This is a genomic window from Streptomyces minutiscleroticus (assembly GCF_014650875.1).
In the GTDB taxonomy this organism is placed as follows: domain Bacteria; phylum Actinomycetota; class Actinomycetes; order Streptomycetales; family Streptomycetaceae; genus Streptomyces; species Streptomyces minutiscleroticus.
The window spans coordinates 1-25,425 of the sequence record NZ_BMVU01000076.1 but is presented as its reverse complement, the minus strand read 5'-3'; the positions used below and the strand labels follow the sequence as shown (position 1 = coordinate 25,425).

Below are 25,425 nucleotides of genomic sequence, written 5' to 3'. Positions count from 1 at the left end.
GAGAGAACTCCTTCTCTTCGGGGCCCGCGGGCACCTCGCCGCCCGCCGCGGCGGGCGGCGAGGTGCCCGCGGGCCCCGAAGAGAAGGAGTTCTCTCATGTGCCACCCCGCATGGGGGCGCGCGCTCGCCGCGGCGCAGCGCCTGAGCGACCTCGCGCGGCTGCGCCGCGTCCGCGACCGGATCGACCGGGAGTACGCGCGGCCGCTGGACGTCGAGGCGCTCGCCCGCGGCGCGGGCATGTCCGCCGGGCACCTCGGCCGCCGGTTCGGGCTGGCGTACGGCAGGTCGCCGTACGCGTACCTGACGGCGCGTCGTGTCCAGCGCGCGACGGTACTGCTGCACCGCGGCGACCTCTCCGTCGCCGAGGTCCGCCGCGCGGTCGGCTGTCCGTCGCCGGGCGTCTTCACCGCCCGCTTCACCGAACTGGTCGGCATGCCGCCCGATGCCTACCGGCGCCGGGCGGCGGCCGGGCCGTGGGGGCGCGACCTCGCGCGTGACGGCCGCGGGGCCGGCTGACCGGCGTACGGAACACCCTCGCCCCGTTTGCCGGGCCCGGCGTCAGGGGCTTGTCAGCGCCTGCGGCGACAGGGTTTTGATCATGGTGTTGGTCCAGCGCATCTGCCGCAGCGTCTGCGGGTGACAGGCGGAGGCCAGGCCGAGCAGCGCGCTGTCCCTCGACGCCTGGGCGGCCTGGGCGAGCATCTCCCAGTGCAGGGAGTTCTCCGTGGCGTCCAGGTGCAGTTCGCGCAGGTCGCGCAGGAGGAGCAGGGCCGGTTCGGGGCGGTGGCCGGTGAGTTCGGCCGTCTTCCTCCTGAGCGTGGCGAGGATGCCGTCGTCCGAGGCGTCGGAAGTGCCGGACGGGCCGCCGAGGTCCAGGCCGCGGCCGGCGGCGGTGTCGGCCAGGCGCCGGACGTGCTCGCGCGACCAGGCGGCCAGGTCGCCGGCGACGTGGTGCACCTCGTGCTCGGTGCGGTGGCGCTGGGCCACCGTCACGAAGTGCCGGGCCAGGCGCCCCTCACCGTGGTGGAGGGCGCGCAGGGTCAGTGCGATGCCGTTCACGACGCGTCCTCCCGCGCGGTCCGGGCGGCTTCGGCGCTCTGCCACGCGTACGCCGCCGGCCCGCCGGCGGTGGGCCGCGCGGCCCCTTCGACGCTGGGTGCCGACGCGGTGGTGGTGGGCGCGGGGGCCACCTGCCCGTCGCCGCGCCGGACGAGCGTCACGGCTGCCGCGGCCGTCTTGAACAGCGGCTGCTTGGATGCCGGGTCCCAGTCGGTGACCGTCGTCTCGTTCGCCGCCCGCGGCGGCGTCCCCTCGTCCGGACCGGTGCCCGAGGGCGTGTCCCAGTAGCCGTAGTGGAAGGGCACGAACACCACTCCGGGCCGCAGGCCGGTGATCCGCAGCCGCCCTCGCAGGGCGCCGCGCGGGGTGCGGACCTCGACCAGGTCGCCCTCCGCGAACCCGAGGCGGCCGGCGTCGGCGGCCGCCATCTCCACCCACACGTCCGGTGCGGCCGCCCGCAGTTGCGGGGCGCGGCCGGTCTTGGTGCGGGTGTGGAAGTGGTAGAGCGTACGGCCCGTGGTGAGCTGGAAGGGGTACGTCCCGTCCGGCTCCTCGTGGGGAGGCAGGTAGGCGGCGGCCTTGAGCATGGCCTTGCCGTCGGGGTTGAGGGAGCGGTACTCCACCGCACTGTCGGCCGCCCCGGTGACGAGGTCCTTGCCGTAGTCCTCGCAGACGTCCGGGTGCGCCCAGTTGATGCCTTCGGTGTAGAGGCGCGGAGTGCCGTCCGGGGCCTGCTCGTCGCAGGGCCACTGGACGCCGCTGCCACCGCGCAGCCGGTCGTAGGTCAGGCCGGTGTAGTCGCACGGGCGGCCGGCGCTGCAGCGCTTCCACGCCTCGAAGGCGGACTCGGGGTCGTGCCAGCCGATCAAGGGGGCGCCGTCCTTGTCGCGGAAGTCCATGCGGGCCGCGTAGTCGAGGAAGATGTCCAGGTCGGACCTTGCCCCGCCGGGCGGCTCGACGGCCTTGTCGGACAGGTGCACGGTGCGGTCGGCGTTGGTGAACGTCCCGGTCTTCTCGCCCCAGGTCGCCGCGGGCAGCACCACGTCGGCGAGCGCAGTGGTCTCGGTCATGAACAGGTCCTGCACCACGACGAAGAGCCGCTCCTGGGCGAGGATCGAGCGGATGCGGGCCAGCTCGGGCAGGGAGACGGCCGGGTTGGTGCCGCTGATCCAGAGCATGCGGATCGAGCCCTGCTCGGCGTAGCGGAACATCTGCATCGCGTGCGTGGGCGGGCCGTAGTGCGGGATGGTCCCCGGTTCGACGTTCCACACGCTCGCGAGATCGGCGACGTGGGCGTCGTTCTGCCAGTTGCGGAAGCCCGGCAGGTCGCCGTCGGCCCCGCACTCGCGGGTGTTCTGCGCGGTGGGCTGCCCGTTCATCTGCAGCACGCCGGCGCCGGGCCGCCCCAGCATGCCGCGGATCAGGTGCAGGTTGTTGACCTGCACGGCGGCGGCCGTGGCCTGGTGCGACTGGTACACGCCCTGCAGCACCGTGGACAGCAGGCGGTCGGCCGTGCCCAGCAGCTCCGCGGCCTCCTCGATCCGCGCGGCCGGCACGTCGCAGATCCGCGCGGCCCACTCGGGGGTGCAGTCCTCCACCCGGGCGGCCAGCTCCTCGAAGCCCACCGTGTGCGCCTCGACGTAGTCGTGGTCCACGCGGTCCGTGCGGATGACCTCGTGCAGCAGCGCGTTCAGCAGCGCCACGTTGGTGCCGACGCGCGGGGCCAGGTGCACCGCGGCGGCGCGGGCCACCCGGGTGGGCCGCGGGTCCACGCACACCAGGCGCGGCGGGTCGGCGCCCTCCAGGCGGTCCAGCATGCGCATCCACTGCACCGGCTGGGTCTCGGCGATGTTGTGCCCGAACAGGGCGATCACGTCGGCGTGGTCGATGTCGTCGTAGCTGCCCGGCTGCCCGTCGCAGCCGAAGGACTCCTTCAGCGCCTCCGCCGCGGTGGCGGTGCACAGGCGGGTGTTGCCGTCCAGGTGGTTGGTGCCGATGCCGGCCTTGGCGAGGACCGCCAGCGTGTAGTACTCCTCCAGGAACAGCTGGCCGCTGGTGTAGAAGCCGACGGAGCCCGGCCCCCGCCCGTCGAGCAGTTCACGCGAGCGGTTCACCACCAGGTCCATGGCGGTGTCCCAGTCGCTCGCCACCAGCTTCCCGCCGCGCCGTACCAGCGGCCCGGTCAGCCGGTCGGGCGAGGCGTTGGCCTGCCAGCCGAACAGGTCCTTGGGCCCCAGCCGGCCGCGGTTGACCCGGTCGACGGACCGTCCCCGCACCCCCACCATGCGGCCGTCCACGACCGCGATGTCCATGGCGTCCCCGTCGGAGTGCAGGATCGAGGCCGCCTGCACCCACCGCTGCACGCTGTCGGGCCCGACGCCGTCCTCCAGGTAGGTGTCCACCCGGGTCGGCCACGGTTCGTGGCGCCCGTAGGGGGTGCGGCCGCCCCAGGGCCGGCCGATCCGGTCCAGCGAAGACTCCATCGCCCGCCTCCCATCGATCACCACACCACGGACTGCTCAGCGGTACCCGTGTCCGGGCGGGGCATAACGCCGGAGGCCGTGCCGTCACCCTGCGGAGCGGGACGGTCCCCGGGCCCGTGTCCGTTCGGTCCCGTGGTGAGGGGCGCGGACACGCGGCAGGACCCCCGGAACCCGTGCCGCCGCGACCGCCCGTACCGCCCTCCGGCCCGGGGAACGGGGCTGCCACCGCGCGCCGTGGCCGTCGCCAACGCGCGCTTGCGGGGCGTCGGTTACCGGATGCCGGTCACGGCGCAGGCCCCGGGCGCCGTCGTACTCGCCGTCGTGCCGGTCCCGGCGGCCGGGGTCTGGAAGGGGGGAGGGGGCCATGCCGCGCATCGAGCCGGCGAACGTCCGCGACCCGCTCGACGACTCGGGCTGCGCCACACCCGAGTACCGCCCCTCGCCGGCCGGAGGGGAGGACCGGGGCACGGCCCCGCTCCGGCCGTGCCCGTGTGCGCGTCTGGTGCCGTGACCGGAAAGGTCTGCCGTGGGCTCGCGGCGTCCGGTGCGGTGCGTCGCAAGGCGGAGGACCACCCTCGTACCGGGCGTACCCGGGTGGCTCCGACAACGCGGCACGGCTCTCCCCCTGCTCGAAGAGCCAGGGGGGAGAGCCGTGCCGGGCGTCGTGAGCCGGTGAACCTCTCCGGTCACGGCACTAGGCTGGTGGCGACCGTGTGAGGAGATGCACCGTGCCCGTCCGCCCCAGTGTCCTGTTCGTGACCGATCTCGCCTACCGGGCCCGGGGACGGCGCTACGGCGACGAGGACGTCTTCCTGACCTCCCGGCTGCGCGAGGTCTTCGGCCTCGCCCTGTGCCACCCCCTGGACGCCGCGGCGCTGATGGACGCCTTCGACGCGGTCGTCGTCCGCAACAGCGGACCCGTGCTGCACTACCGGAAGGAGTACGACGCCTTCCGGGAGCGGGCCGTCGCCCGCGGCACCCGGGTCTACAACCCGCTGTCCGGGCGCGGTGACATGGCCGGCAAGCAGTACCTGCTGGATCTGACGGCCGCCGGGTACCCGGTCATTCCCACCGTCGGCCGGCCCGAGGACCTGCACCTGCTGCCGGAGGCCGAGGAGTACGCGGTCAAGCCGAAGGGCGGCGCCGACTCCATAGGCCTGGCCTTCGTGCCCCGGGACCGGCTCGGTGACCTCGCCCGCGGCGGCGTCCTGGTCCAGCCGCGCATCGACTTCCGCTACGAGGTGTCCTTCTACTACGTCGACGACGCCTTCCAGTACGCCCTCCACGCTCCCGACCCCGCCCGGCGCTGGGTCCTGGAGCCCTACCGCCCCACCGACGCCGATCTCGCCTTCGCCCGCCGGTTCATCGACTGGAACACCCTCGACCACGGCGTCCAGCGCGTGGACGCCTGCCGCACCCGGGACGGCGAACTGCTCCTGGTCGAGCTGGAGGACCTCAACCCGTACCTGTCCCTCGGCCTGGTCCCCGACCGGACCCGCGAGGACTTCGTGACCGCCGTGACGGCCTCCCTCCACCGGTTCCTGGAGGCGTCGCCCCGCGGCTGAGGCGCTCGTCGCGACGGCGGGCGGACCGGATCCCGCCCCCGTGCCGCGTGACGGGATCTGACGGCGTCAGGCCTTCTGCCGGTCCCGGTCGCGCAGGGCTTGCTCGACGGCGTCCCGGACGCGGGCGTCCTCGCGCTGCTTGCGGCGGGTGCGGCGGCGACGGGCGAGGAGGAACGCGCTCGCGGCCGCGGCGAGCAGGAGGGCGACGAGGAGGAGCAGGGCCCAGGGGACGGCCCGGCCGTGGGCCGTGGCCTCGACGGGGTCGAGGGAGGCGGTGGAGCCGGCGGCGTCGGTGATGAGCGGGGTGACGGTGGCCGTGGCGGTGAGGCGGAAGGCGGGGGCCACGCCGTGGACGGGGACCGTGACCTTCCACTCCTCGCCGGGAAGCAGCTCCGGCGGGGCGGGGACGCGGCCCGCGTCGGTGCTCAGGGTGCCGAAGGGACCGGTGAGCGTCACCTTCTGCGTACCGGAGAGCAGGGCGTTGCCGGTGTTGTGGAGCGTGTAGGTGACGGTGGCGTCGCCCCGGGCGAAGGGGTCGGCGCTGCCGCGGTAGTCGACGTGCAGGCCCTCGACGGCGAGCGTGGGCTTCAGCTCGCCGCTGACGCGCAGCCCGACGCGGATGCCGAGGCGCCGGTCGACGGCGATGCCCTCGGCGTCGTCGGACTGCTTGAGGGAGGTGAGGATGCCGCCGACGTAGTCGCCGGGGGTGGCGTCGCGCGGGACGCTGACGGTGAAGGGGATCTCGGCGGTCCTGCCGGGGGCGATCTCGACGCTGTCGCGGGCGGCGTGCACCCAGGCGCCGACGCCGACGGACTTCTTCTCCCGGGTGAGGAGGTCCAGTTGGCCCTTGTCGGTGGTGTAGCCGTCGGCGGAGTAGACCGCGAGGCGGAGCGTGCTCCTGCTGCGGTTGGCGACGACCATGGCGTCCTCGACCCGGCCGCCGGGGTTGACGCCGTAGCTGTAGCTGGACCGGTCGTCGCCGTACTCGTTCTCGGCCGTCCGGACCGTCCAGGTGACGTCGCCGTCGGCGGCCGCGGCGGGGCCGGTGAGCGCGCCGGTGAACGCGAGGGCCGCGAAAAGGGCCAGGAGCGCGGTGCGCAGGCGGGCGGGGACGGAGGAGGTACGGCGGTGTGGTCCGGGTACGGGCGGCATCTCGGGGTCTCTCCTGGGACGGGGGGGGGAGGGGGGCGGGTCACCGGCCGGCCGGTGACCCGCCCCGCCGGGTGGAACGGGAACGATCAGCTGCTCAGCGCGGTGATCGTGAGGGTGGCGCGGTAGCTGCCCTTCCGGGCGGTGTCCGGGATCTTCAGATCCAGGCCGGCGCCCAGCTTGGCCTTGCCGCGGGCGTGGCCCTGCTCGGCGGAGCCGAGACCGCGGGAGACGGACAGGCCCTTGCCCTGGTCGTCGTAGCCCGAGGCGACCGGAGCGCCCGCCTCGGCGCCGGCGCCCGATTCGAGGACGTAGGGCGACCAGCCGAGGTAGGAGCCCGAGAACGTCTTGGCGGCGTCCCTGAAGTCGCTCACGTCGGCCGAGACCGACCACGGGGAGAGCGTGCGGCGGGTGTCGGAGACGACGATCGGGTTGATCCTGCCGGTGGCGGTGAAGTGGTCGCCGCCGACCTCCTTGGCGGTGCCGAGGTCCACCAGGCCGTTGTAGCCGTCGATGGTCCAGCCGAACTCGCCGGGGGCCGGGTCGGGCACGTCGACCTGGAGCTTCTGGCTGTCACCGTGGTAGGGGTGGATGCTCACCTTGTCGACGACCGAGCCGACGGGCCGGTCGGCGGTGGTGTTGTCGCACCAGCTGCCGTTCTCGACCGACGCGTTGGGGGCCTCGCAGGTGCCGCTGCGGAGGTTCTCGACGACCAGCTTGTCGTCGCGCACCTGCACCTTGACGTAGGTGCGGACGTGCTCCTGGTTCTGGACCGAGTTGTACCAGTAGTTCTCCGGCTTCAGCGGGTCCGCGCCGTTGCCGGCGCCGCTGGTCCCGCTGTTGTCGGGCTTGGTGATGTCGTAGTACTTCGAGCCCGAGGCCGAGTTGGCGGTGACGTACAGGACGCCGCCGGGGCCGGGGTGGACGTCGGCGGTGCCGGGCTGCTCGTCGGGGTCGGCCTTCTCGCCGTTCTTGATCAGGTAGCTGCGGGTGTAGCTGTGGTCGTGGCCCTGCAGGACCAGGTCGACGCCCAGCTCGGAGAAGGTGGTCGGGAAGTCGACCCGGCGCGCCTTGTTGTCGCCGTCCTTGGCGTGGGCGGCCGGCGAGTAGATGGAGTGGTGGTAGACGAGCACCTTCCACTTGGCCTCGTCGCCGTGCTTGCTGATGACGTCCGTGACGTACTTGGTGTGCGCCTCGTCGCCGCCACCGCCCTGGGAGGTGGAGTAGCTGTTGCTGTTCAGGTCGATGAACAGCACATCCTTGTAGATGTACCAGTAGTTGCCGCCGGAGGTGTTGGAACCCGGGTTGCCGTTGGAGTAGTAGGCGCCCGAGTTGTCGGTGTTCGGCGTGGAGAAGTGCTGCTCGTAGGCCTTGCCGCCGACGTCGTGGTTCCCGATGGTGGCGGCGAACGGGTACTGGCGCAGCTGGTCGGGGGCGAGGAACGCGTTCCACTGGGACTCGTTGTTGGCGCTCTCGACCTGGTCGCCGCCGGAGACGAGGAGCTCGGCGTCCGGGTTGGCCCTGGTGGCGACGTCGAGGGTGTCCGCCCAGCCGGCCTGGTCCTCGGCGGTGTCGCCCGAGGAGCCGATCTGCGGGTCGCCGAGGAAGAGGAAGTCGTACTCGCCCTCGAAGTCCTGCGTCCTGAAGGAGTACGTGGCCGACCAGCCGCCCTCGCCGCCGACCCGGTAGGAGTACGCGGTGTTCTCCTTGAGGCCGGTGATGGTGGCATGGCGGTTGTAGCCGCCGCTGGAGGCGATGTTGGCGCCGCCCAGGGCGTCGAAGGTGGTCGCGTCGGCGGGGAACCCGCCGCCGCTGAGCCGGGCCGTGGGGGCGACCTGGATCTTCTGGGCGGTGTCGGCGGAGGAGTACCAGCTGACGGTGCGCTGGGTCTCGTCGGCGCCGACGCCGAGGACGATGCCGGTCAGGGCGGCGGTGTCGGCCGCGGCGGCGGACGGCGCCAGGGGGCCGCCGAACGCCACGGCCATGCCGAGGAGCGCCGCGGTGGCACCGGTGGCCATGCGGCGGCGCGCAGGCCCGTGGGCCTGCGGGAACTGCTTGGGTCTCATCGGTTTCGTTTCTTCTGTGCACACGGTGTGTGCGTGCAATGGAGGCCGTCAAGCTCTCTGTGCCAGGTGAATTCCGCATGGATGCGATCTTGGGGGCGGCTGAACATCCCGGAGCGCCACGCGTCACAGCCCGAGCGTGCGCTGCACGAACCAGACCAGGCCCATGACGGCGACACCCGCGGACAACGCGCCGGTCGCCCACAGCCCGGCCCGGGGGGAACGGCGCCGCAGCAGGAGCAGCAGCGGGAACACCACGGCGATGACGGCCAGCTGCACGGCCTCGATGCCGACGTTGAAGACCAGCAGGGACCACAGCAGGGTCCACGACCACGCCGCGTCGATGCCGAGCGCGCCGGCGAAGCCCAGACCGTGCACCAGGCCGAAGCAGAACACGACGCCGAGGCGCGCCCACCCGGCGCGGTCCAGGGCGAAGCGGCCGCCCCGCGGGGCGGCCAGGTCGCTCACGTGCACGCCCCGCCGGCGGACGCGCCACAGGTGCCAGCCGGCCACCACGGCGATGGACAGCGCGATGACGGGTTCCACGATCCCCGCCGGCACGTCCACCAGTCCCAGCGCCGCGAGCAGGAACGTCACCGAGTGGGCGAGCGTGAAGGCGGTGGCCGCCAGGACGATCTCGCGCGGCCGTCGCGAGCCCGCGATGAGCGCGAGCAGGAACAGGATGTGGTCGATGCCGGACAGCAGGTGCTCGGCGCCCAGCAGGAAGAACTCCCGGAAGCGCTCGGTCCAGGGCTGGCCGAGGGAGAACGACGGACGGGCGGCGTCGAGCGCGGCGCTGCCGGAATGCCCGTCGACCTCGTAGGTGGCGATGGTCTTGGTGCCGGTGACGTAGCCCTCGCCGTCCGGGAAGAGGCCGCTGCGCACCTCGTGGTCGCCCGTGTCGTGTTCCGGGCAGGCCCAGTCGAGCGTCAGCAGGGCGTAGGGCACACCCTCCTCCCGGCCCATGCGGAAGTCCCCGGCCTGGGCGGGGGTGCAGGCGCCGCCCGTCGTGCCGATGGTGAAGCGGTCGGTGACGTAGTCGACCACCGAGGCGCGACGGCTGTCGAGCGCCGCGGCCCGGTCGTCGGCGTCCCCTGCCTCGAACGCCTCGGTCCCGGCGCGGAACAGGGCGTCGTCGTCCTCCGCGTCGGCCGCGGAGACGACGAGGAGGTCGTACTCGAGTTTCAGCTCGGTCCGCAGCGGTCCGTCGTCACCGCCGGTGACGTGCGCGTACACGGTCGAGGTGAAACCGTGGGCGGAGGCGGGACCGGCGAGGCCGAGCAGGACGGACACCGCCGCGGCGAGGAGGAACAGGCAGCGGCGAACATGGTGTGGCATGGGGCTCCTTGAGGTCGCCCGTGCACCGTGGTGGTCCGGGATGAACCGGAGCCGGCCGGTCGGCGAACCGTGTGCGAACAAGTACGTGATCGAGGCCGCACCGATGGAGAAAACACACGGTGGGGGCGCAGGATGCTGTCACACCATCCCCGCGCCACCACGCCGGTTTCGCCGTTCTGCTCAGTGGGCCCGCCGCCGGCACCGAACCCCGCCGGCGCGCGGGCCCCGCCCCCGGAGGACGATCGTCTTGCGCCGCCCGCTCCTGGCCGCCGCCACCCTGGCCGCGGCCGCCGCCCTGCTCACCGGATGCGCCTTCGGCGACGACTGGTCGCAACCGCACGCGCGGCCCTCCGCGGTCGGTGAGCCGGGCGCGGGATTCGTCGACCCGTCGTCCCCGCCCACCCCGGAGGCGACCGTCACGCCGCGGCCCGGCTCATGGTCCGGCGTACGGCCTTCGGCGGACTACCGGGTGGTGCTGCTGACCTCGGGGGACGACCGGCCGACGAGGACCCTCGTGACGGCGGTGGAGGAGTGGGCCGAGGACGAGGACGTCGACCTGCGGACCGTGACCGCGGACGGCCCCTCCGACCTCCTGCCCGCCGTCGACCGGGCGATCGGCATGCACCCGGACCTCGTCGTCGGCGCGGGCGACGACCTCGTCGACCCGCTGGCGACGGTCACCCCGAGCCACCTCTCCCAGCAGTTCCTGGTGGTGGGCGCGGAACTGGCCGAACCCACGCACAACGTGACGGCGGTCGACTGGACGGGGGGCTCGTTCCGCGGCGAGGGGCTGGGCGCGTCCTCGACGTACGACCCGGACTCCTTCACCGCGGCACGCTGCGCGGCCGCCGTCCGGGCGGGCGTGGCGGCGGTGCTCTCGGGATGGACGGGCATCGTGCTGTGGGTGGACGACTTCTGATGCCGTGCCCGCATGGAGGGACGTCAGTCGAACCGGGGCATGAACTGCCCGGGTGACAGGGCCCGGGCGACGATGCGGGTGTCGCCGATCGAGCCGTAGAAGCCCTGCCCGTAGGTCTCGTCGGACTGCGTGGCGCCGATGACGAAGGGCTTGCCGAGGGTGGCGATGCCGGTCGACGCCTGGGCGGGGTTACGGGCGATCTTCGAGCCGTCGACGTACAGCACGGTGCGGCGGCCGTCGTTGACCACGGCGATGTGCGTCCACCGGCCCACGGGCAGGGCATGGCTCCAGGAGGTGGGGTCGGCGTCCTGGCGCTCGGGGTAGACCACGAACTGCAGGAACCGCTCGGGGGAGAGGTTGAGACTGCAGGTCGGCTCGTCGGGGGACCAGCCGGTGGTCTTGCCCGCGTCGCCGTTGCGGCCCTCCCAGCTGAGGATCCCCATCCAGGCGTGGTCGCCCTCGAACGGCTCGGGCAGCCGTATGAAGGTCTCGATGGTGTAGCCGCGCAGGAACTTCTCCGAGTTGAGGGGCGCGCGGGCCGCCGTGCGCAGGACGGCGCCCCGGTCCGGGGCCCTGCCGCCGTCGAAGCGGAGGCTGGCGTGTGCCGGCTGCCCCCGGTGGTGGTCGTCCGACCAGGTGAGGACGTCGGGCGCGCTGTCGTGCAGACGGGAGACGGTGAGGTCGTTGCCGTTGCCGGAGAGGTCGCGGATGACCGTACCGGTCTCGACGGGTGCGCCCGCGGCTCCCGGGGCGGCGGTCCCGGAGGCGTCGAAGCGCCAGTACGCCACGGTGCCGCGCGGCATGACGGCCGCGGGCGGCCGCGGGCCGGGCGGTACGGCGGGAGCGAAGCCGGAGAAGCGGCGCTCGAAGTCGATGTCCAGGGTGAACCGGTCCGCGGGGCCGGTCAGCTCGATGGTCTCGGCCTCCAGCGGCGTCCTCTTCGCGGGGTCGCGGGAGAGGAACCAGGGGGAGAACGTCTCCACGTCGACGACCTTGCGCACGAGGTCGAAGCCGTAGACCCGGATCATCCCCGCGCCGCCGTAGTAGCGGTCCTGGTAGTTGGTGATGTGGACGTGGACGTCGTTTCCTGCGTCGTTGGTCAGAACGGTGCGGCCCGGGGGCCAGTAGTGCCCGCCGAGCGCCAGGAAGATCTGGTCGTTGCCGCGGACGAAGCCGTCCCACAGGCGCTGTCCGTTGTCGGACAGCCGGGCCACGCCCTCGTCGTCGGCCCAGGCCAGGTCGTGCGTGGTGAGGACGGCCGGCAGCGCGGGGTGCGCGTCGAGCACACCCTGTGCCCAGCGCAGCCCGGTCCGCGACACCCGCCAGTCCAGGGCGAGCACGAGCCACTCGCGGCCGCCGGCCCGCAGGACGTGGAAGCTGTTGTAGCCGTCGGGCGACGCACCGCCGAACGTCGGCATGGCGGAGAAGCGCCGCGGCCCGAACGACTTCAGGTACGGGCTGTCGCCGCGCTGGTCGTCGGTGGCGGAGGGGATGTCGTGGTTGCCGGCGAGGACGCTGTAGGGGACCTTGCCGTGAAGGGTCCGGAAGGTGTCGGCGGCGAGTTCGATCTCGTCCGGCGAGCCGTGCTCGGTGACGTCGCCCAGGTGCGCCATGAAGGCGATGTCGGCTTCTCCGCGCTCCGACACCAGGTACCGGAAGGTGGCGCGCAACGGCTCCGGGTCCGCGCTGTCGGCGTCGAAGAGGTACTGCGTGTCCGGCAGGACGGCGAGGCCGAAGCGGGGACTCGCGGCGTCGAACCCCCTGTCCGCCGACTCCGCGGTGGCCGCCCGCGCGGGCACGCCCGACGACGCGACGGCGGCCGCGCCCGCGGCCGGGACCGCCACGGCCGCCTGCAACAGCGCGCGTCTGCCCGGCCGGGTCCGGTTCCGGTCTGCTGCGCTCATGGGACCTCCTGGTGTCCTTTGGGAGGGGAGAGGGGCAGCCCGAACTGTGCTGAACCGCTGTGACCGCGCGATGGCAGGGAGCTGAACAGCGGCGGATGCGCTCACACCATGTGGGTCTCGGCCCCAGTAGTGGCATGCCGTCTGCCGCCTACTGCCCGACCGTGCCGGGCGCGGTGGCGCCCGCGGCAGCGTCGAGGGGGCCAGGGACAACGCCCCGATGGACGGAGGAGTCGGCGCAGGGCCCGGCTCGTGAGCGGACGGGAGGTCAGCTGCCCGGGGGCCCGGGACTGCACAGCGTTCGGCTGCGAACGGCTCCGGGCATCCCGTCCACCCCTGGCGTCCGCCGCCTCCGCGGCCGTCTCAGCAGGGGGAGGCGTCGGCCGGGAGCGTCCCGACCGGTGGGGCCGGCAGGAGGACCTCCTGGACCGTCCGGCGCAGTTCCGACCGCCGGGGGTAGCCGGGGGACGGCTCGGTGTCCGTGCGCGGCCTCGGGAGGGTGAACCAGACGGTCTTGCCGACGGCGGTGGCGCGGGTGCCCCAGGCGTCGGCGAGCGCTTCGACGAGCATGAGCCCGCGCCCGTTCTCCTCGGACGCCTCCGCGATACGGGCCCGGGGGCGGGGAACGCTGTGGTCGCTGACCTCCACGCCCAGTTCCCGGGCGCTGTGCCAGATCCGCAGGGTGAGCGGGCCCTGTGCGTGGCAGACGGCGTTGGTCAGCAGTTCCGAGGCCAGCAGCAGGGCGGTGTCGGCCAGGGAGGCGAGGCTCCAGGACCGGAGGTGGTGCCGCAGGAAGTGCCGTCCGGTGGCCACCGAGGCGGGCTCGACGGACAGTGTCACCTCGGCGGTGTCCAGCGGGGTGGTGGGGAAGCTGATGAGCAGCAGGGTGACGTCGTCGGCGTAGGTGGCACTGTCCGGCAGCAGCGTCCGCAGAACACGGTCGGCGGCGGCCTCCATGTCCTCGCCCAGTGTGAAGGCGGTGCCCAAGGTGTCCGCCAGCAGGTCCAGTTGGGCGTCGAGGTCGCTGCTGGCGGTCTCCACCAGTCCGTCGGTGTACAGGGCCAGGGCCGAACCGGGCCGGAGGGGGAGGCGGACGTGCTGGTACGGCACCCCGCCCACGCCCAGCGGGACGCCGGTGGGCACCGGGAGCCTCTCGACCGTCGCGTCGGGCCCGACGGCGAGGACGGGCAGGTGGCCGGCCGAGCAGGCGGTCACCTCGCCCCGAGCGGGATCGGCCTCCAGGTAGACGCAGGTGACGAACTGTTCGGGCAGGCCGTGGGTGAAGACGTTCAGCACCTTCATCAGTTCGCACGGCGGCAGGCCGGCCAGGGCCAGGGCCCGGGCCGCCGAACGCAGCTGTCCCATGACGACGGCCGCGTCCAGACCGCGCCCCATCACGTCCCCGACGAACACCCCGACCCGTCCGGCCCCCAGGTCGATCACGTCCAGCCAGTCCCCGCCCACCCCCTGCCCCTGGGTCGAGGGAAGGTAGCGGCTCGCGGCCAGCACTCCGGGCACCTGCTGGGAGATGCCCATCAGGTGCAGTGCCAGGGCGACGTGCCGCTGCTGCGCGTGCAGCTCGGCCAACTCCGCGTCGGCCCGCCTGCGTTCGGTGATGTCGCGGGTGATGGAGCAGACGCCGCTGATGCCGCCGTCGCCCGTGTGGATCGGCCAGAGGGTGACGTCGACGTCCAGGGAGCGGCCGTCGCTGGTGATGCGCCGTGTCTCGTAGTGCTCGATGCGTTCGCCCCGGCCGATGCGCTGCAGGAGGTCGGCCTCCTCGTCCTGCAGGCCGTCGGGGATCAGCATGCCGATGTGCCGGCCGATGGCCTCTCGCGGAGCGTAGCCGTACAGGCGGTGCGCGGCGGCGTTCCAGAAGGTGATCCGGCCGTCCAGGGTCTTGATCAGGATCGCGTCCTGGGACGACTCCACCAGCTCACGGAAGACCTGCTGCTGGTCGGTGGCGCCCTGCACGGCTTTCACTGACATGGTAACGAGCCTCACTTCATGTGCCGCATCGGCTCGCGAGCCACGAGCGCGTGCATCCCGCGAAGTCGGCCGCCGGTGGCCGAGTGTCGTCGGTGATGCCCGACATTGCAGCACATCGGGTCCGTGTCGGAACCGTGTGAGCGATTTTTACCTCCTTCGAGGCAATCTTGATCTTTTTATGCGTCGGACCTGCTCGGTGAGGGCCGTTGGAGATCTGTTGTCCTCCGTGGCCGGGCCACCACAGCGTCGTCCCTCGCGACCGGGCCACCACAGCGTCGTCCCTCGCGACCGGGCCACCACTGCGTCGCCCCTCTCCGGCCCGGGCCGCGGCACCGGGTGGAGCGGCTCGAAAAGGTGTGCCTCCCGGACGGCCGCGGCCCCGGTGGGCGCGCACCGTTCCGGCAGGGGTGTGTGACGGTGTCACTGGGTACCCAGGGCGACATGGCGCAAGTGGTGCAAGCGGGGTTCTGGGGGTTGGTGGCCGGCTCGGCGCTGCTGGTCGGCGCGGCGATCGGCTACGTGCTGAGAGTGCCGCAGAAGGTGATCGCGACCGTGATGGCCTTCGGGGCCGGCGTGCTGATCTCGGCCGTCTCCTTCGAGCTGGTGGGCGAGGCGTACGAACAGGCGGGGCTGGCCCCCGCCGCGATCGGCACGATCGCCGGGGCCGTGGCCTACACCGCCGGCAACGTGTGGCTGGCCCGCCGGGGAGCCCGTCACCGCAAGCGGTCGGGCCACGCGCAGGCCCAGCCCTCCGAGAGCGACCAGGGCGGCTCCGGTCTGGCGCTGGCGCTGGGAGCACTGCTCGACGGCGTCCCGGAGTCCGCGGTCATCGGGGTGAGCCTCCTCGAAGGCGGCGCGGTGAGCCTGGTGACCGTGGCCGCGGTGTTCATCAGCAACATTCCCGAAGGACTGTCCAGCGCGGCGGGGATGAGGCAGGCCGGCCGCGGCAGGGCGTACGTCTTCGGTGTGTGGGGCGCGATCGCCGCGGCCGGCACCGTCTCGGCGGTCCTCGGTTACACCGTCGTGGGCGCCTTCTCGCCGGCCGTGATCGCCGCCGTCACCGCGGTGGCCGCCGGCGCGATCCTCGCCATGATCGCCGACACGATGATTCCCGAGGCGTTCGAGAACGCCCATCTGGCCATCGGCCTGATCACCGTCAGCGGGTTCCTGGTCTCCTTCGCCCTCTCCCACGCCTGACGCGGACGGCGACGCCAGGCGCGCTGTGCGCTCGATGCGTACGACGTCGTCCATGACGCAGGAGGACGGCGATGCGGACGGCCCGGTGCGCGGACGGATCCGCGCACTGCGGGTGGCGCAGGGCCGGTGGCGCAGGGCCGGTGGCGGAGGGCCGGTGGACGATCCGGCCGCCCGGCGGACCTGAGCGGTGCCGGCGCCGGCGCCGGCCGGACGGGGAGCGCACCGGTCGGAGGTCTCCCCGCCCGCTGCGATCACCGCGTGCCGGGATCGCCGCACGGCCGGGCGAGGCGCGGAGCACGGGCATCTGCTGGACCACCGGCAGCCGGAGGCAGGCGTCCGCCTCGCCGCCCGCAGCCTTCCTCCGCGGGGTCAGGCGGGCGGGGTGGGACGCAGGGCCAGCAGGGCGATGTCGTCCACGTTGTCCGCGCCGAGGCCGATGACCAGCTCGTCGCAGAAGACGTCGAGGGGCGCCCGTGCCAGGGCGGCGGTGTGCCGGCGGAGGCGGTCCAGGCCCTCGTCCAGTGACTCACCGCGGCGTTCGACGAGACCGTCGGTGTACAGCAGCAGGGTGGAGTGGGGCGGCAGCGGATCGCGGGCCGTGGTCCGGGGGACGGTGGGGTCCATGCCGATCAGGGCACCCGCGCCGCCGCTCAGGAAGCGGCTGTCGCCCTCCTGGGTGGTCAGCAGTATCGGCAGATGCCCGGCCGTGGAGTGGTGCAGCTCCCACGGGCCGTGCTCGGCGCCCTTGACCAGGGCGTAGATGCAGGTGGCGGTCGCCGGGTCCGTCGGGTGGAGCGTGTGGGCGGCGACGTCCAGGCGGCGCAGCACCTCCGCGGGCGGCTCCTGGCAGTCGACGGCGATGCCGCGCAGCATGTTGCGCACCTCGCTCATGGCCACCGCGGCCTGCAGGTCGTGCCCGGCGACGTCGCCGATGACCAGTGCGGTGTCCCCCTGGGGGAGCGCGAAGGCGTCGAACCAGTCCCCGCCGACCTGGGTGGCGGCGCTGGACGGGACGTAGCGGGCCGCCATCCGCAGGTGGCCGCCGCGGGGCAGCTCGGGCAGCAGGGAGCGCTGGAAGCGTTCGGCGGTGCGCTGGGTGTGCTGGTGCAGACGGGCGTTGTCCACGCCCAGGGCAATGGTGCGGACCAGGTCGGCGACCAGGGGCAGGTCCTCCTCGGTCCACGGGCGCGCGTCGTCGCCGCGGACCAGGGTCAGCGCGCCGAGGACCTCGCGGCGGGCCCGCAGCGGGGCGATCACGGCGTTGGTCCCTCCCAGCCGCTCGAACAGCTCCCGCTGCCAGGTGTCCAGGGCGTCGGAGGACGGCCAGGGCGAGGTGAGGTCGGTGAGCAGCAGCGGACCGGCGCCGCGCAGCACCCGCGCCAGGGGACCCCGTGCGGCCTCGGACACCGCGGGCGGCACGCCCTCGTACGCCCCGGGGACCGTCACCCGGGGATCGCGGTGGACGACGCAGACCCGCTCCACGCGCCGCTTCTCGTCCAGGAGCTCGACCGCGCACCAGTCGGCCAGCCGCTCGGTGAGCAGCCGGCACACCCTGCGCAGTGCCTCTTCGAGGTTCAGTGTGCCGGTCAGCGCGCTGTTGGTGTCGACCAGCAGGGACAGGCGCTCCACGGCCCGCGCGGCCTCGCCCGCGCTGATCCCGCTCCCGGTGGGCCCCGCGCCCTCCGCGGACCGCGCGGCGGCCTGCCACTGTTCCGGCTCCGGGTCCGGTCGCCGCGCGTGGCGGCGCCCGGCGGAACCGCGCGTAGGGGGAGAGGCGGCCGTCCGGGCGATGAGCTGGGCGACGAAGACGGTGCGGCCGTCGACGGCCTCCTGGGTCTGGATGCGCAGGCGGATGGGGATCAGCCGGCCGTCGCGGTGCAGCGCCGGAAGGGGGATGGAGTGGCCCAGGATGCGGGGCTGTCCGGTGAGCAGCAGGGAGGTGAACGCCGCCACGTGGCGTTCCCGCAGGTGCTCGGGGATCAGCGCGGTCAGCCGCTGCCCGACGAGTTCGGAGACCCGCCAGCCGAGCAGCCGCGCCGCGGACGTGTTCACCGCGACGATGCGGTTGCCGTCGTCGGCCACGATGGTGGGGACGCTGCTGGCCTCCGTGTCGGCGGCGTCCCAGGGGGCCAGCTCGGTGGAGGTGACACTCGGTGTGTCGGGGACCAGGGTCCACGCCGTGGCCTGTCCGCCGGACAGCTGGCCGGCGATCTGGTCGAGGAGCCAGCGCCGGAAGGCCCGGACCTGCGGCAGCGGCGGAAGGGTGAGCAGACTCTCCTGCTGGGTCGCCGTGTCGGCCTCGTCGAGCACGAGACGCAGGGTGGTCACGGCCGCGGCGGCGTCCGCCGGGAACTCCAGGCGCAGGGAGAGGGTGGAGCCGGAGGAGGTCTCCTCCGCCATGGCGGACGCCATGCGCTCGTTGATCACATGGCTGATGTCGCGGGCGACGGCGAGATCCTGCGGCCGCGTCTCGCCACCGTCCCCGGGAAGGGCGAGGAAGAGTTCGCGCAGCATCGCCTCCCGGTGCTGCTGCGCCGCCCAGTACAGGGCGTAGGGCACGTCCGTCAGTGTCACGGCCGCGGTCGGCCCGGACGGCTTCACGGTGTCCCACACGGACGCCGGCGGCACCGGGGCACCTGGCCACAGCTCGAACCACACCGTCTTGCGGCCCTCGCCGAGGTCGACGCCGTGGCGGGAGGCCAGCTCCTCCACCAGGAGCAGGCCCCGCCCGGTGGAGGCGTACGGATGGCGCGGGTGCCGTACCGGGCCGTGGTCGGGCCGCAGGTCGCCGACCCGCGCGTGGACACGGTCCCCGGCGGCCCACACCTCCACGTCGACCTCGGTGCGCGCGTGGATCACCGCGTTGGTCACCAGCTCGCCGACCAGCAGCTCGACGGTGTCCAGCACGTCCGGCGCGACGCCGGCCAGCGCCGAGCGCGCGAAGTGCCGCGCCTGTGCCACGCTCTCCGGCCGCGGGGGGAACCGGCGCGACGATGCCTCTGGAGTGCTCGCGGTTGCCACGGATGCCGTGTACCCGGAAGCGGCGGCATGAAAGGGGCCGGTGAGCCGGGTGGGACAAGCGGAGCGGGTGGAGGCGTCCGGCGGTGCGCTGAGCCGCGTCCTGCACGAGGCGCAGGCGCGGCAGGCGGTGACGGTCGCCGCCTGGCTGCGCTGTCCGACGCCCGTGGACGCCGCTCTGGTCGGCCTGGTGGGACGGCCCGGGGGCTCCGGGCACCCGGACCGGGCGGCCGGCGCGGACGCAGCCGGCGACGCCGGTGCGCAGGCGTGGCGTACCTGGGCCGACGAGGCCGTGGTGAGCTGGGCGGCCTGCCTGCCCACCGACCCCGACCCGGCCGAACGGGCCGTGGCCGCCGTCTCCGCGGACCCGCACCTGGAGGGGCTCCCCGTCGGGTTCCGGCGCCTGGTGTCGCCCGACGAGCACGACCGGCGGGCGGCGGTCCTGCTGCGCCACCCCGACCTCCTCGCCCCGGCGGCCGGGCTCCGCCGCGCGACGCTCCTGGCCGCGCTCGGCCGGGACCGGCCGCTCGCGGCCTGGCGGGCGAGCGGTTCCGGCCTCCGGAATGAATCCGGTCCGCGTGCGTTGAGTGGAGTATGAAGAAGATCGGGTTCCTGTCCTTCGGGCACTGGACGCCGTCACCGCACTCGCAGACGCGTTCCGCGGCGGACTCCCTGCTCCAGGCGATCGACCTCGCGGTCGCGGCGGAGGAGCTGGGGGCCGACGGCGCCTACTTCCGTGTCCACCACTTCGCCCGCCAGCACGCCTCGCCGTTCCCGCTGCTCGCGGCCGTCGGCGCGCGCACCAGCCGGATCGAGATCGGCACCGGTGTGATCGACATGCGCTACGAGAACCCGCTGTACATGGCCGAGGACGCGGGCGCGGCGGACCTGATCTCCGGCGGCCGTCTGCAGCTCGGGATCAGCCGGGGCTCACCGGAGCAGGCGATCGACGGCTGGCGGCTCTTCGGCTACCGGCCCCCGGAGGGCGGGACCGACGCCGACATGGCACGCGCGCACACCGAGGTGCTGCTCGAGGTGCTCAAGGGGGAGGGCATCGCACAGCCCCACCCCCGGCCGATGTTCGCCAACCCGCCGGGACTGCTCCGGCTCGAACCGCACTCCGAGGGGCTGCGGGACCGCATCTGGTGGGGGTCCGGCTCGAACGCCACCGCGGTCTGGGCCGCCGGGCTCGGGATGAACCTGCAGAGCTCGACGCTCAAGGACGACGAGAGCGGCGAACCGCTCCACGTCCAGCAGCGCAAGCAGATCGAGGCCTACCGCGAGGCGTGGCGCGCCGCGGGGCACGCGCGCGAGCCGAGGGTGTCGGTCAGCCGCAGCATCTTCGCCCTGGTCGACGACCGGGACCGCGCCTACTTCGGCCAGGAGCGCGACTCGGAGGACCACGTCGGCTACATCGACGCCGAGACGCGGAGCATCTTCGGCCGGTCCTACGCGGCCGAGCCCGACGTGCTCGTCAAGCAGCTCGCCGCCGACGAGGCCGTCGCCGCCGCCGACACCCTGCTGCTCACCGTGCCCAACCAGCTCGGTGTCGACTACAACGCGCACGTCGTCGAGAGCATCCTGACCCACGTGGCACCCGAGCTCGGCTGGCGCTGACACCGACGGCCGGACGGACCGGAGCGTCCACCCGGCCGCCGTCGCCTCCCGGAGGCGGGTCAGGCGGACGCCTTCCCGACCGCCGCCTCCTGCGACGTGCCCGCCTCCGCACGCGGCTCCAGGCGGACGACGATCCCCTTGGACGTCGGGGTGTTGCTGAAGTCCGCCACACTGTCCAGCGGCACCAGGACGTTGGTCTCCGGGTAGTAGGCGGCGGCGCAGCCGAGGGAGGTGGGGTAGCCGACCACCCGGAAGTCCTCCGCCCTGCGTTCGACACCGTCGCGCCAGACGCCGACCAGGTCGACCCGGGCGCCCTCCTCCAGACCGAGCTCCCGCATGTCGTGCCGGTTGACGAACACGACGCGGCGGGACCCGTGGATGCCGCGGTAACGGTCGTTGTCCGTGTACGGAACGGTGTTCCACTGGTCGTGCGAACGCAGCGTCTGGAGGATCAGGTGCCCCTCCGGGGCGCTCAGCATCTCGAAGTCGTTGCGGCTGAACAGGGCCTTCCCGGAGGGCGTGGGGAAGTGCCCCTCGTTGACCGGGTTCGGCAGACCGAAGCCGCCGGGCCTGGCGACGCGCGTGTTGAAGTCCTCGAAGCCCGGCACGACGCGGGAGATGTGGTCGCGGATGCACCCGTAGTCCGCCTCGAACCGCTCCCAGCGCACGGGGACCTTGTCGCCCAGGGTGCGGCGGGCCAGCCGGCTGAGGATGGCGACCTCGCTCAGCAGGTGCTTGGAGGCCGGCTCCAGCACGCCCCGCGAGGCGTGGACCTGGCTCATCGAGTCCTCGACGGTGACGAACTGCTCGCCGCCGGCCTGCACGTCGCGTTCCGTGCGGCCGAGGGTGGGCAGGATCAGCGCGGTCTCGCCGCACACGGTGTGGGAACGGTTGAGCTTGGTCGAGATGTGCGCGGTCAGCCGACAGCGACGCATCGCGGCCTCCGTGACCTCGCTGTCCGGAGTGGCCCGTACGAAGTTGCCGGCCAGGCCGAGGAAGAACGTGGCGCGGCCGTCGCGCATCGCCCTGATGGAGTCGACCGAGTCCAGGCCGTGCTCACGGGGCGGCTCGAAGGAGAACTCGCGGGCGAGCGCGTCGAGGAAGGCGTCGGGCATCCGCTCCCAGATGCCCATCGTGCGGTCGCCCTGCACGTTGCTGTGACCGCGCACCGGGCACACGCCGGCTCCGGGCCTGCCGATGTTGCCGCGCATCAGCAGGAAGTTGACCACCTCGCGGATGGTGGGCACCCCGTGCTTCTGCTGCGTCAGGCCCATCGCCCAGCAGACGATCACACGCCTGCTCTCCAGGACCATGTCGCGCACTTCCTCGATCTGGGCGCGCGTCAGCCCGGTGGCCTCCTGCACCTTCGGCCAGGAGACCGTGGCGCGCAGGTGGGCGGCGAACTCCTCGAAGCCGCTGGTGTGCTCGTCGATGAACGCCCGGTCCAGTACGGTGCCGGGCGCGGCGTCCTCCGCCTCCAGCAGGAGGAGGTTGAGCGCCTGGAAGAGCGCGAGGTCGCCGCCGACCTTGATGTGCAGGAAGCGGTCGGCGACCTGGACGCCGCGGCCGACGACGCCCCGGGGCCGCTGCGGGTTCTTGAAGCGGGCGAGTCCCGCCTCGGGCAGCGGGTTGACGGCGACGATCCGGCCGCCCCGGCGCTTGTTCTCCTCCAGCGCGGACAGCATCCGCGGGTGGTTGGTGCCGGGGTTCTGGCCCACGGTGAAGACGAGGTCGGCGTGGTAGATGTCGCGCAGGCCGACGTCGCCCTTGCCGATGCCCAGCGTCTCGTTGAGCGCGGTGCCGCTGGACTCGTGGCACATGTTGGAGCAGTCGGGCAGGTTGTTCGTCCCGAAGGCCCGGGCGAACAGCTGCAGCACGAACGCGGCCTCGTTGCTCGCGCGCCCGGAGGTGTAGAACACCGCCTCGTCGGGCGAGTCCAGCCCCTGGAGTTCCTCGGCGAGCAGGTCCAGGGCGGCGCTCCAGGTGATCGGCTCGTAGTGGGCGGAGCCGGGCCGCTTGACCATGGGCTGGGTCAGCCGGCCCTGCTGGTTGAGCCACCGGTCGGACTTCTGCGCCAGTTCGTCGACCGAGTACCGGCGGAAGAAGTCCGCGGTGATCCGGCGCGAGGTCGCCTCGTCGTTGGTGTGCTTGGCACCGTTCTCGCAGTACTCGTTGACGGGACGGTGCCCCGGCTCGGGCTCGGGCCACGCGCAGCCGGGGCAGTCCAGGCCGCGGACCTGGTTCAGGTTCAGCAGCGTGAGGGCCGTGCGCTTCGGCGACGTCTGGGACAGGGAGTACTGCATCGCGTGGTACACCGCCGGTACGCCCGCCGCCCAGGTCGCGGGCGGGGTGACCTCGAGGTGGTCGTCGTGCGGTTCCTCGCTCGGTGACTTCTGCAACGTGTCGTCTCCTCGTCCGTGTGGTGCGCCCGGAGCGTTCCCGCGCCCGGGGGTGACCGGGTTGGTGTGCGCGGGGCGGCCGGTCCCGGCCGCCCGGGGGCTCAGCCGGTCGGCCAGGTCGGTACCTCGGGCCGCTTCTGCCCGGAGCCGGGCCGTACGCGGCCCTTGGTGATCTCACCGCGCCAGGTGCCGGTCTCGCGGCCCTGGCCCTCGATGAACTCCTTGAAGCACTTCAGGGATCTGCCGACGTGCCGGCGGGCGATGCCGAGGGCGCTGCCCGCCCGCTCCAGCAGGCCCTTGGAGGGGAGGTCGATCCGCAGGGTCACCCGGCAGCGCTCCGCGTCCAGGGACCGGAACGACACCGTGCCCCTGTGCCGTGGCCTGTCGAGGGCCTCCCAGCTCAGGTGCTGGTCGGGGACCTGCTCCACGATCTCCGCGTCGAACCTGTAGGTCCTCCCCCCGAACCGGACCGCCCAGTGGGTGAAGGACGCCTGGAAGTGGTCGACGCGCCGGACCCCGTCCATGAACCGGGGGAACGTCTTGAACTGCGTCCACTGGTTGTACGCCACGTGGACCGGGACATCGACGTCGATCGACTCTTCGATGGTGCTCATGGACCCCGTCCGTCTCTGTGCATCCCGCCGGTGGCCGCTCCGCACGACGACCGGGCGCGGTCACCCGCGCTCGCGCACCCGGGTGCCCCGGCGGCGGCGTCTCATGCCGATCGGTGTCCCGGGCGCGGGGAGGCGGACCGTGACGCGCCGCCGGAACCGCTCGCGAGAGCCCCTGCCCAGGGCCCGGCGGCCCCATCGGCCGGGGACGTCGGGGCACATCACCCAAATGTCGTACCGGCCCGCGATCTCACCCGCCGTCAGGCCGCGCGGGCCGACGTCCGTGGTGCGCCTCCGGCGACTCCGCGCCCCGCACACGTGTTGCACGGAGCGCGGAGCACGGCACGCACCGTTCCCTCCTCGTCCGGCACGACGCGATGCGGCTGCGCCGCCGGTCGCTCTCCTCCGCAGGCGGGCCCCGGGTCAGCCGGCCGCCGTCGGCCGCAGCGCGTCCATGACGAGGTCGATCAGCCGCCCGGTCCGGTCGGAGGCGTCGTCGGCGGTGCTGACGAGGAAGATCCCCAGCAGCATCACGGTGACGTCGTACGGTTCGACGTCGGAACGGAGCGAACCGGCCTCGGCCCCGCTCGCGAGGATCGTGGCGACGGCGGTGGTGATGCGTTCCCGGGTGGCCGGTGTGGCGATCCGTCCCGAGGCCCAGCCGGCGCGGAGCGTGTCGGCCATGCCGCGCTTCGTCGCGACGAACGCGGCGTAACGCTCCATCCAGGCGCGCAGCGCCGCGTCCGGCGGAAGCGCCTCCAGCAGGGCGGGGGCGCTGCCGGCGACGTCGTCGAGCTCGGCGGCGTACACGGCCTCCACCAGCGCCTCGCGGGTCGGGAAGTGGCGGTAGAGCGTGCCGATGCCGACACCGGCCTCGCGGGCGATGCCCTCCAGCGGGACGGTGCCGTCCGAAGCCGCGAACGCGGCCCGGGCGGCCTGGACGAGCCTGTCCCGGTTGCGCAGCGCGTCGGCGCGCGGGGTGCGCGGCTTCTTCCCGGTGCCGGTTCCCCGGGGCGTCGGTTCGACGGAACTCAAAGCGGAGGCTCCTCCGGTAAAACTGCTACAGTCCAACTGAAGCGGAGGTCCCTCCGCTTCTCTCATCGTCTCACGAGGACGGACTCACCCATGCCCACGAGCAGCACTCCTTCCTCCCCGTTCACGGCCACCGGCGCGCCGCGCGCCGGAGGGGCCGGGACGATCGCGGGCCGTACGGTCTCCCGCGTCGGATACGGCGCCATGCAGCTGGAGCGCCTGCACGCCGACCGCGGCGCCGCGGTCGCGCTCCTGCGCCGTGCGGTCGAGCTCGGCGTCGACCACGTCGACACCGCCCAGTTCTACGGCGACGGTTTCGTCAACGGTGTCATCCGCGACGCGTTCCGCCCCGAGGACGGTGTCGTGGTCGTCAGCAAGGTCGGCGCCGACCCCGACCCGGGCGGCGCCCTCCCGCTGCGCCCCGCCCAGCGGCCCGAGGAGCTGCGGGCGAGCGTCGAGGACAACCTCAGGTCCCTCGGCGCGGACCGCATCCCGGTCGTGAACCTGCGCCGCCTGGACACCGGGCCGGGCCTGCGGGCCGAGGGCGACCAACTGGTCGACATCGACGACCAGCTCGCGGTGATGACCGCCCTGCGGGACGAGGGCAAGATCGGCGCGATCGGCCTGAGCAGCGTCACGCTCGACGGACTGCGCCGGGCCCTGCCCGCCGGGATCGCCTGCGTCCAGAACGCTTACAGCCTGGTGAGCCGGGACGACGAGGAGATGCTGCGGCTCTGCGTCGAGGAGCGGATCGCGTGGGTCCCGTTCTTCCCGCTCGGGGGCGCCTTCCCCGGCGTGCCGAAGGTGGCCGAGGAGCCGGCCGTCGTCGCCGCCGCGCGCTCCCTCGGCCGGACCCCCGCGCAGGTCGGCCTCGCCTGGCTGCTCCACCACGCGCCGAACACGCTGCTCATCCCCGGGACCGCGGACGCCGGCCACCTGGAGGCGAACATCGCCGCCGGGGCGATCGAGTTCGACGACGACACGCTGGCCGCGCTCGACGCCGTCGAGTCGCGGTCCGCCGACGCGACGCTCGGCTGAGAAGGTCCGCGGTGCATGCGCGGGACGGGACTCCCCTCCAAAGGAGT

General features: G+C 73.4%; 19 protein-coding genes. 8 read left to right on the top strand and 11 right to left on the bottom strand.

Going from position 1 to position 25,425, the window contains the following annotated elements:
- The first annotated feature begins 96 nt into the window (after window positions 1-96).
- Window positions 97-516 carry a helix-turn-helix transcriptional regulator gene (locus tag IE271_RS36225; protein ID WP_190194718.1) on the top strand — a complete coding sequence of 140 codons (420 nt, stop codon included), beginning with the start codon at window positions 97-99 and terminating at the stop codon, window positions 514-516.
- 42 nt (window positions 517-558) lie between these two features.
- Here IE271_RS36225 and IE271_RS36220 read toward each other — a convergent pair whose 3' ends face one another.
- Window positions 559-1,059, bottom strand: a complete 501-nt coding sequence (locus IE271_RS36220) for a hypothetical protein (RefSeq protein ID WP_190194717.1) — start codon at window positions 1,057-1,059, stop codon at window positions 559-561.
- The gene (locus IE271_RS36215) at window positions 1,056-3,542 is read right to left on the bottom strand and encodes a molybdopterin oxidoreductase family protein (protein ID WP_190194716.1); all 2,487 of its coding nucleotides are present in this window, start codon (window positions 3,540-3,542) and stop codon (window positions 1,056-1,058) included. The genes IE271_RS36220 and IE271_RS36215 overlap by 4 nt, the downstream gene beginning before the upstream one ends.
- A gap of 728 nt (window positions 3,543-4,270) precedes the next feature.
- Here IE271_RS36215 and IE271_RS36210 point away from each other — a divergent pair.
- Window positions 4,271-5,107 (top strand): ATP-grasp domain-containing protein, encoded by an 837-nt coding sequence (locus tag IE271_RS36210; RefSeq protein ID WP_190194715.1) that lies wholly within the window; start codon window positions 4,271-4,273, stop codon window positions 5,105-5,107.
- A gap of 66 nt (window positions 5,108-5,173) precedes the next feature.
- Here IE271_RS36210 and IE271_RS36205 read toward each other — a convergent pair whose 3' ends face one another.
- The 3 genes from IE271_RS36205 to IE271_RS36195 all read right to left on the bottom strand — a co-directional run bounded on the left by IE271_RS36205 (window position 5,174) and on the right by IE271_RS36195 (window position 9,657).
- Window positions 5,174-6,259 carry a COG1470 family protein gene (locus IE271_RS36205; protein WP_190194714.1) on the bottom strand — a complete coding sequence of 362 codons (1,086 nt, stop codon included), beginning with the start codon at window positions 6,257-6,259 and terminating at the stop codon, window positions 5,174-5,176.
- A gap of 86 nt (window positions 6,260-6,345) precedes the next feature.
- Complete coding sequence (locus IE271_RS36200; protein ID WP_229919825.1) at window positions 6,346-8,322, bottom strand: purple acid phosphatase family protein; 1,977 nt, start codon at window positions 8,320-8,322, stop codon at window positions 6,346-6,348.
- Between the two features lie 123 nt (window positions 8,323-8,445).
- Entirely contained in the window at window positions 8,446-9,657 is a 1,212-nt protein-coding gene (locus IE271_RS36195; RefSeq protein ID WP_190194713.1) for a HupE/UreJ family protein, read from the bottom strand.
- Between the two features lie 247 nt (window positions 9,658-9,904).
- Between IE271_RS36195 and IE271_RS36190 the strand changes: the two genes are divergently transcribed.
- Complete coding sequence (locus tag IE271_RS36190) at window positions 9,905-10,576, top strand: type 1 periplasmic-binding domain-containing protein (RefSeq protein WP_190194712.1); 672 nt, start codon at window positions 9,905-9,907, stop codon at window positions 10,574-10,576.
- 23 nt (window positions 10,577-10,599) lie between these two features.
- Here IE271_RS36190 and IE271_RS36185 read toward each other — a convergent pair whose 3' ends face one another.
- Entirely contained in the window at window positions 10,600-12,480 is a 1,881-nt protein-coding gene (locus IE271_RS36185) for a laminin G domain-containing metallophosphoesterase family protein (RefSeq protein ID WP_190194711.1), read from the bottom strand.
- Between the two features lie 360 nt (window positions 12,481-12,840).
- Window positions 12,841-14,466: an ATP-binding SpoIIE family protein phosphatase gene (locus IE271_RS36180; protein WP_190194710.1), complete on the bottom strand. Its 1,626-nt coding sequence runs from the start codon at window positions 14,464-14,466 to the stop codon at window positions 12,841-12,843.
- 441 nt (window positions 14,467-14,907) lie between these two features.
- Between IE271_RS36180 and IE271_RS36175 the strand changes: the two genes are divergently transcribed.
- Both IE271_RS36175 and IE271_RS43475 read left to right on the top strand, forming a co-directional pair.
- Window positions 14,908-15,663 carry a ZIP family metal transporter gene (locus IE271_RS36175; protein ID WP_190194709.1) on the top strand — a complete coding sequence of 252 codons (756 nt, stop codon included), beginning with the start codon at window positions 14,908-14,910 and terminating at the stop codon, window positions 15,661-15,663.
- Between the two features lie 52 nt (window positions 15,664-15,715).
- On the top strand, window positions 15,716-15,847 hold the full coding sequence (locus IE271_RS43475) for a hypothetical protein (protein ID WP_268256266.1): 132 nt from the start codon (window positions 15,716-15,718) through the stop codon (window positions 15,845-15,847).
- A 185-nt stretch (window positions 15,848-16,032) separates the two neighbouring features.
- On the opposite strand, the gene IE271_RS36165 is transcribed toward IE271_RS43475, so the two are convergent.
- Window positions 16,033-18,624 (bottom strand): SpoIIE family protein phosphatase, encoded by a 2,592-nt coding sequence (locus IE271_RS36165; protein ID WP_229919824.1) that lies wholly within the window; start codon window positions 18,622-18,624, stop codon window positions 16,033-16,035.
- A 109-nt stretch (window positions 18,625-18,733) separates the two neighbouring features.
- On the opposite strand from IE271_RS36165, the gene IE271_RS36160 reads away from it, so the two are divergent.
- Both IE271_RS36160 and IE271_RS36155 read left to right on the top strand, forming a co-directional pair.
- Window positions 18,734-19,279, top strand: coding sequence for a hypothetical protein (locus IE271_RS36160; protein ID WP_190194707.1), 546 nt, complete (start codon window positions 18,734-18,736; stop codon window positions 19,277-19,279).
- Window positions 19,276-20,298 carry an LLM class flavin-dependent oxidoreductase gene (locus IE271_RS36155; protein ID WP_190194706.1) on the top strand — a complete coding sequence of 341 codons (1,023 nt, stop codon included), beginning with the start codon at window positions 19,276-19,278 and terminating at the stop codon, window positions 20,296-20,298. Before IE271_RS36160 ends, IE271_RS36155 begins: the two co-directional genes overlap by 4 nt.
- 59 nt (window positions 20,299-20,357) lie before the next feature.
- Here the strand turns inward: IE271_RS36155 and IE271_RS36150 are convergent, their stop codons facing one another.
- From IE271_RS36150 to IE271_RS36140, 3 genes are all read right to left on the bottom strand, one after another.
- Window positions 20,358-22,697, bottom strand: coding sequence for an FdhF/YdeP family oxidoreductase (locus IE271_RS36150; protein ID WP_190194705.1), 2,340 nt, complete (start codon window positions 22,695-22,697; stop codon window positions 20,358-20,360).
- A gap of 101 nt (window positions 22,698-22,798) precedes the next feature.
- Complete coding sequence (locus tag IE271_RS36145) at window positions 22,799-23,311, bottom strand: SRPBCC family protein (RefSeq protein ID WP_190194704.1); 513 nt, start codon at window positions 23,309-23,311, stop codon at window positions 22,799-22,801.
- Between the two features lie 420 nt (window positions 23,312-23,731).
- Window positions 23,732-24,343 carry a TetR/AcrR family transcriptional regulator gene (locus tag IE271_RS36140; protein WP_229919823.1) on the bottom strand — a complete coding sequence of 204 codons (612 nt, stop codon included), beginning with the start codon at window positions 24,341-24,343 and terminating at the stop codon, window positions 23,732-23,734.
- A 90-nt stretch (window positions 24,344-24,433) separates the two neighbouring features.
- On the opposite strand from IE271_RS36140, the gene IE271_RS36135 reads away from it, so the two are divergent.
- Window positions 24,434-25,378, top strand: a complete 945-nt coding sequence (locus IE271_RS36135) for an aldo/keto reductase (RefSeq protein ID WP_190194702.1) — start codon at window positions 24,434-24,436, stop codon at window positions 25,376-25,378.
- The last annotated feature ends 47 nt before the right edge of the window (window positions 25,379-25,425 follow it).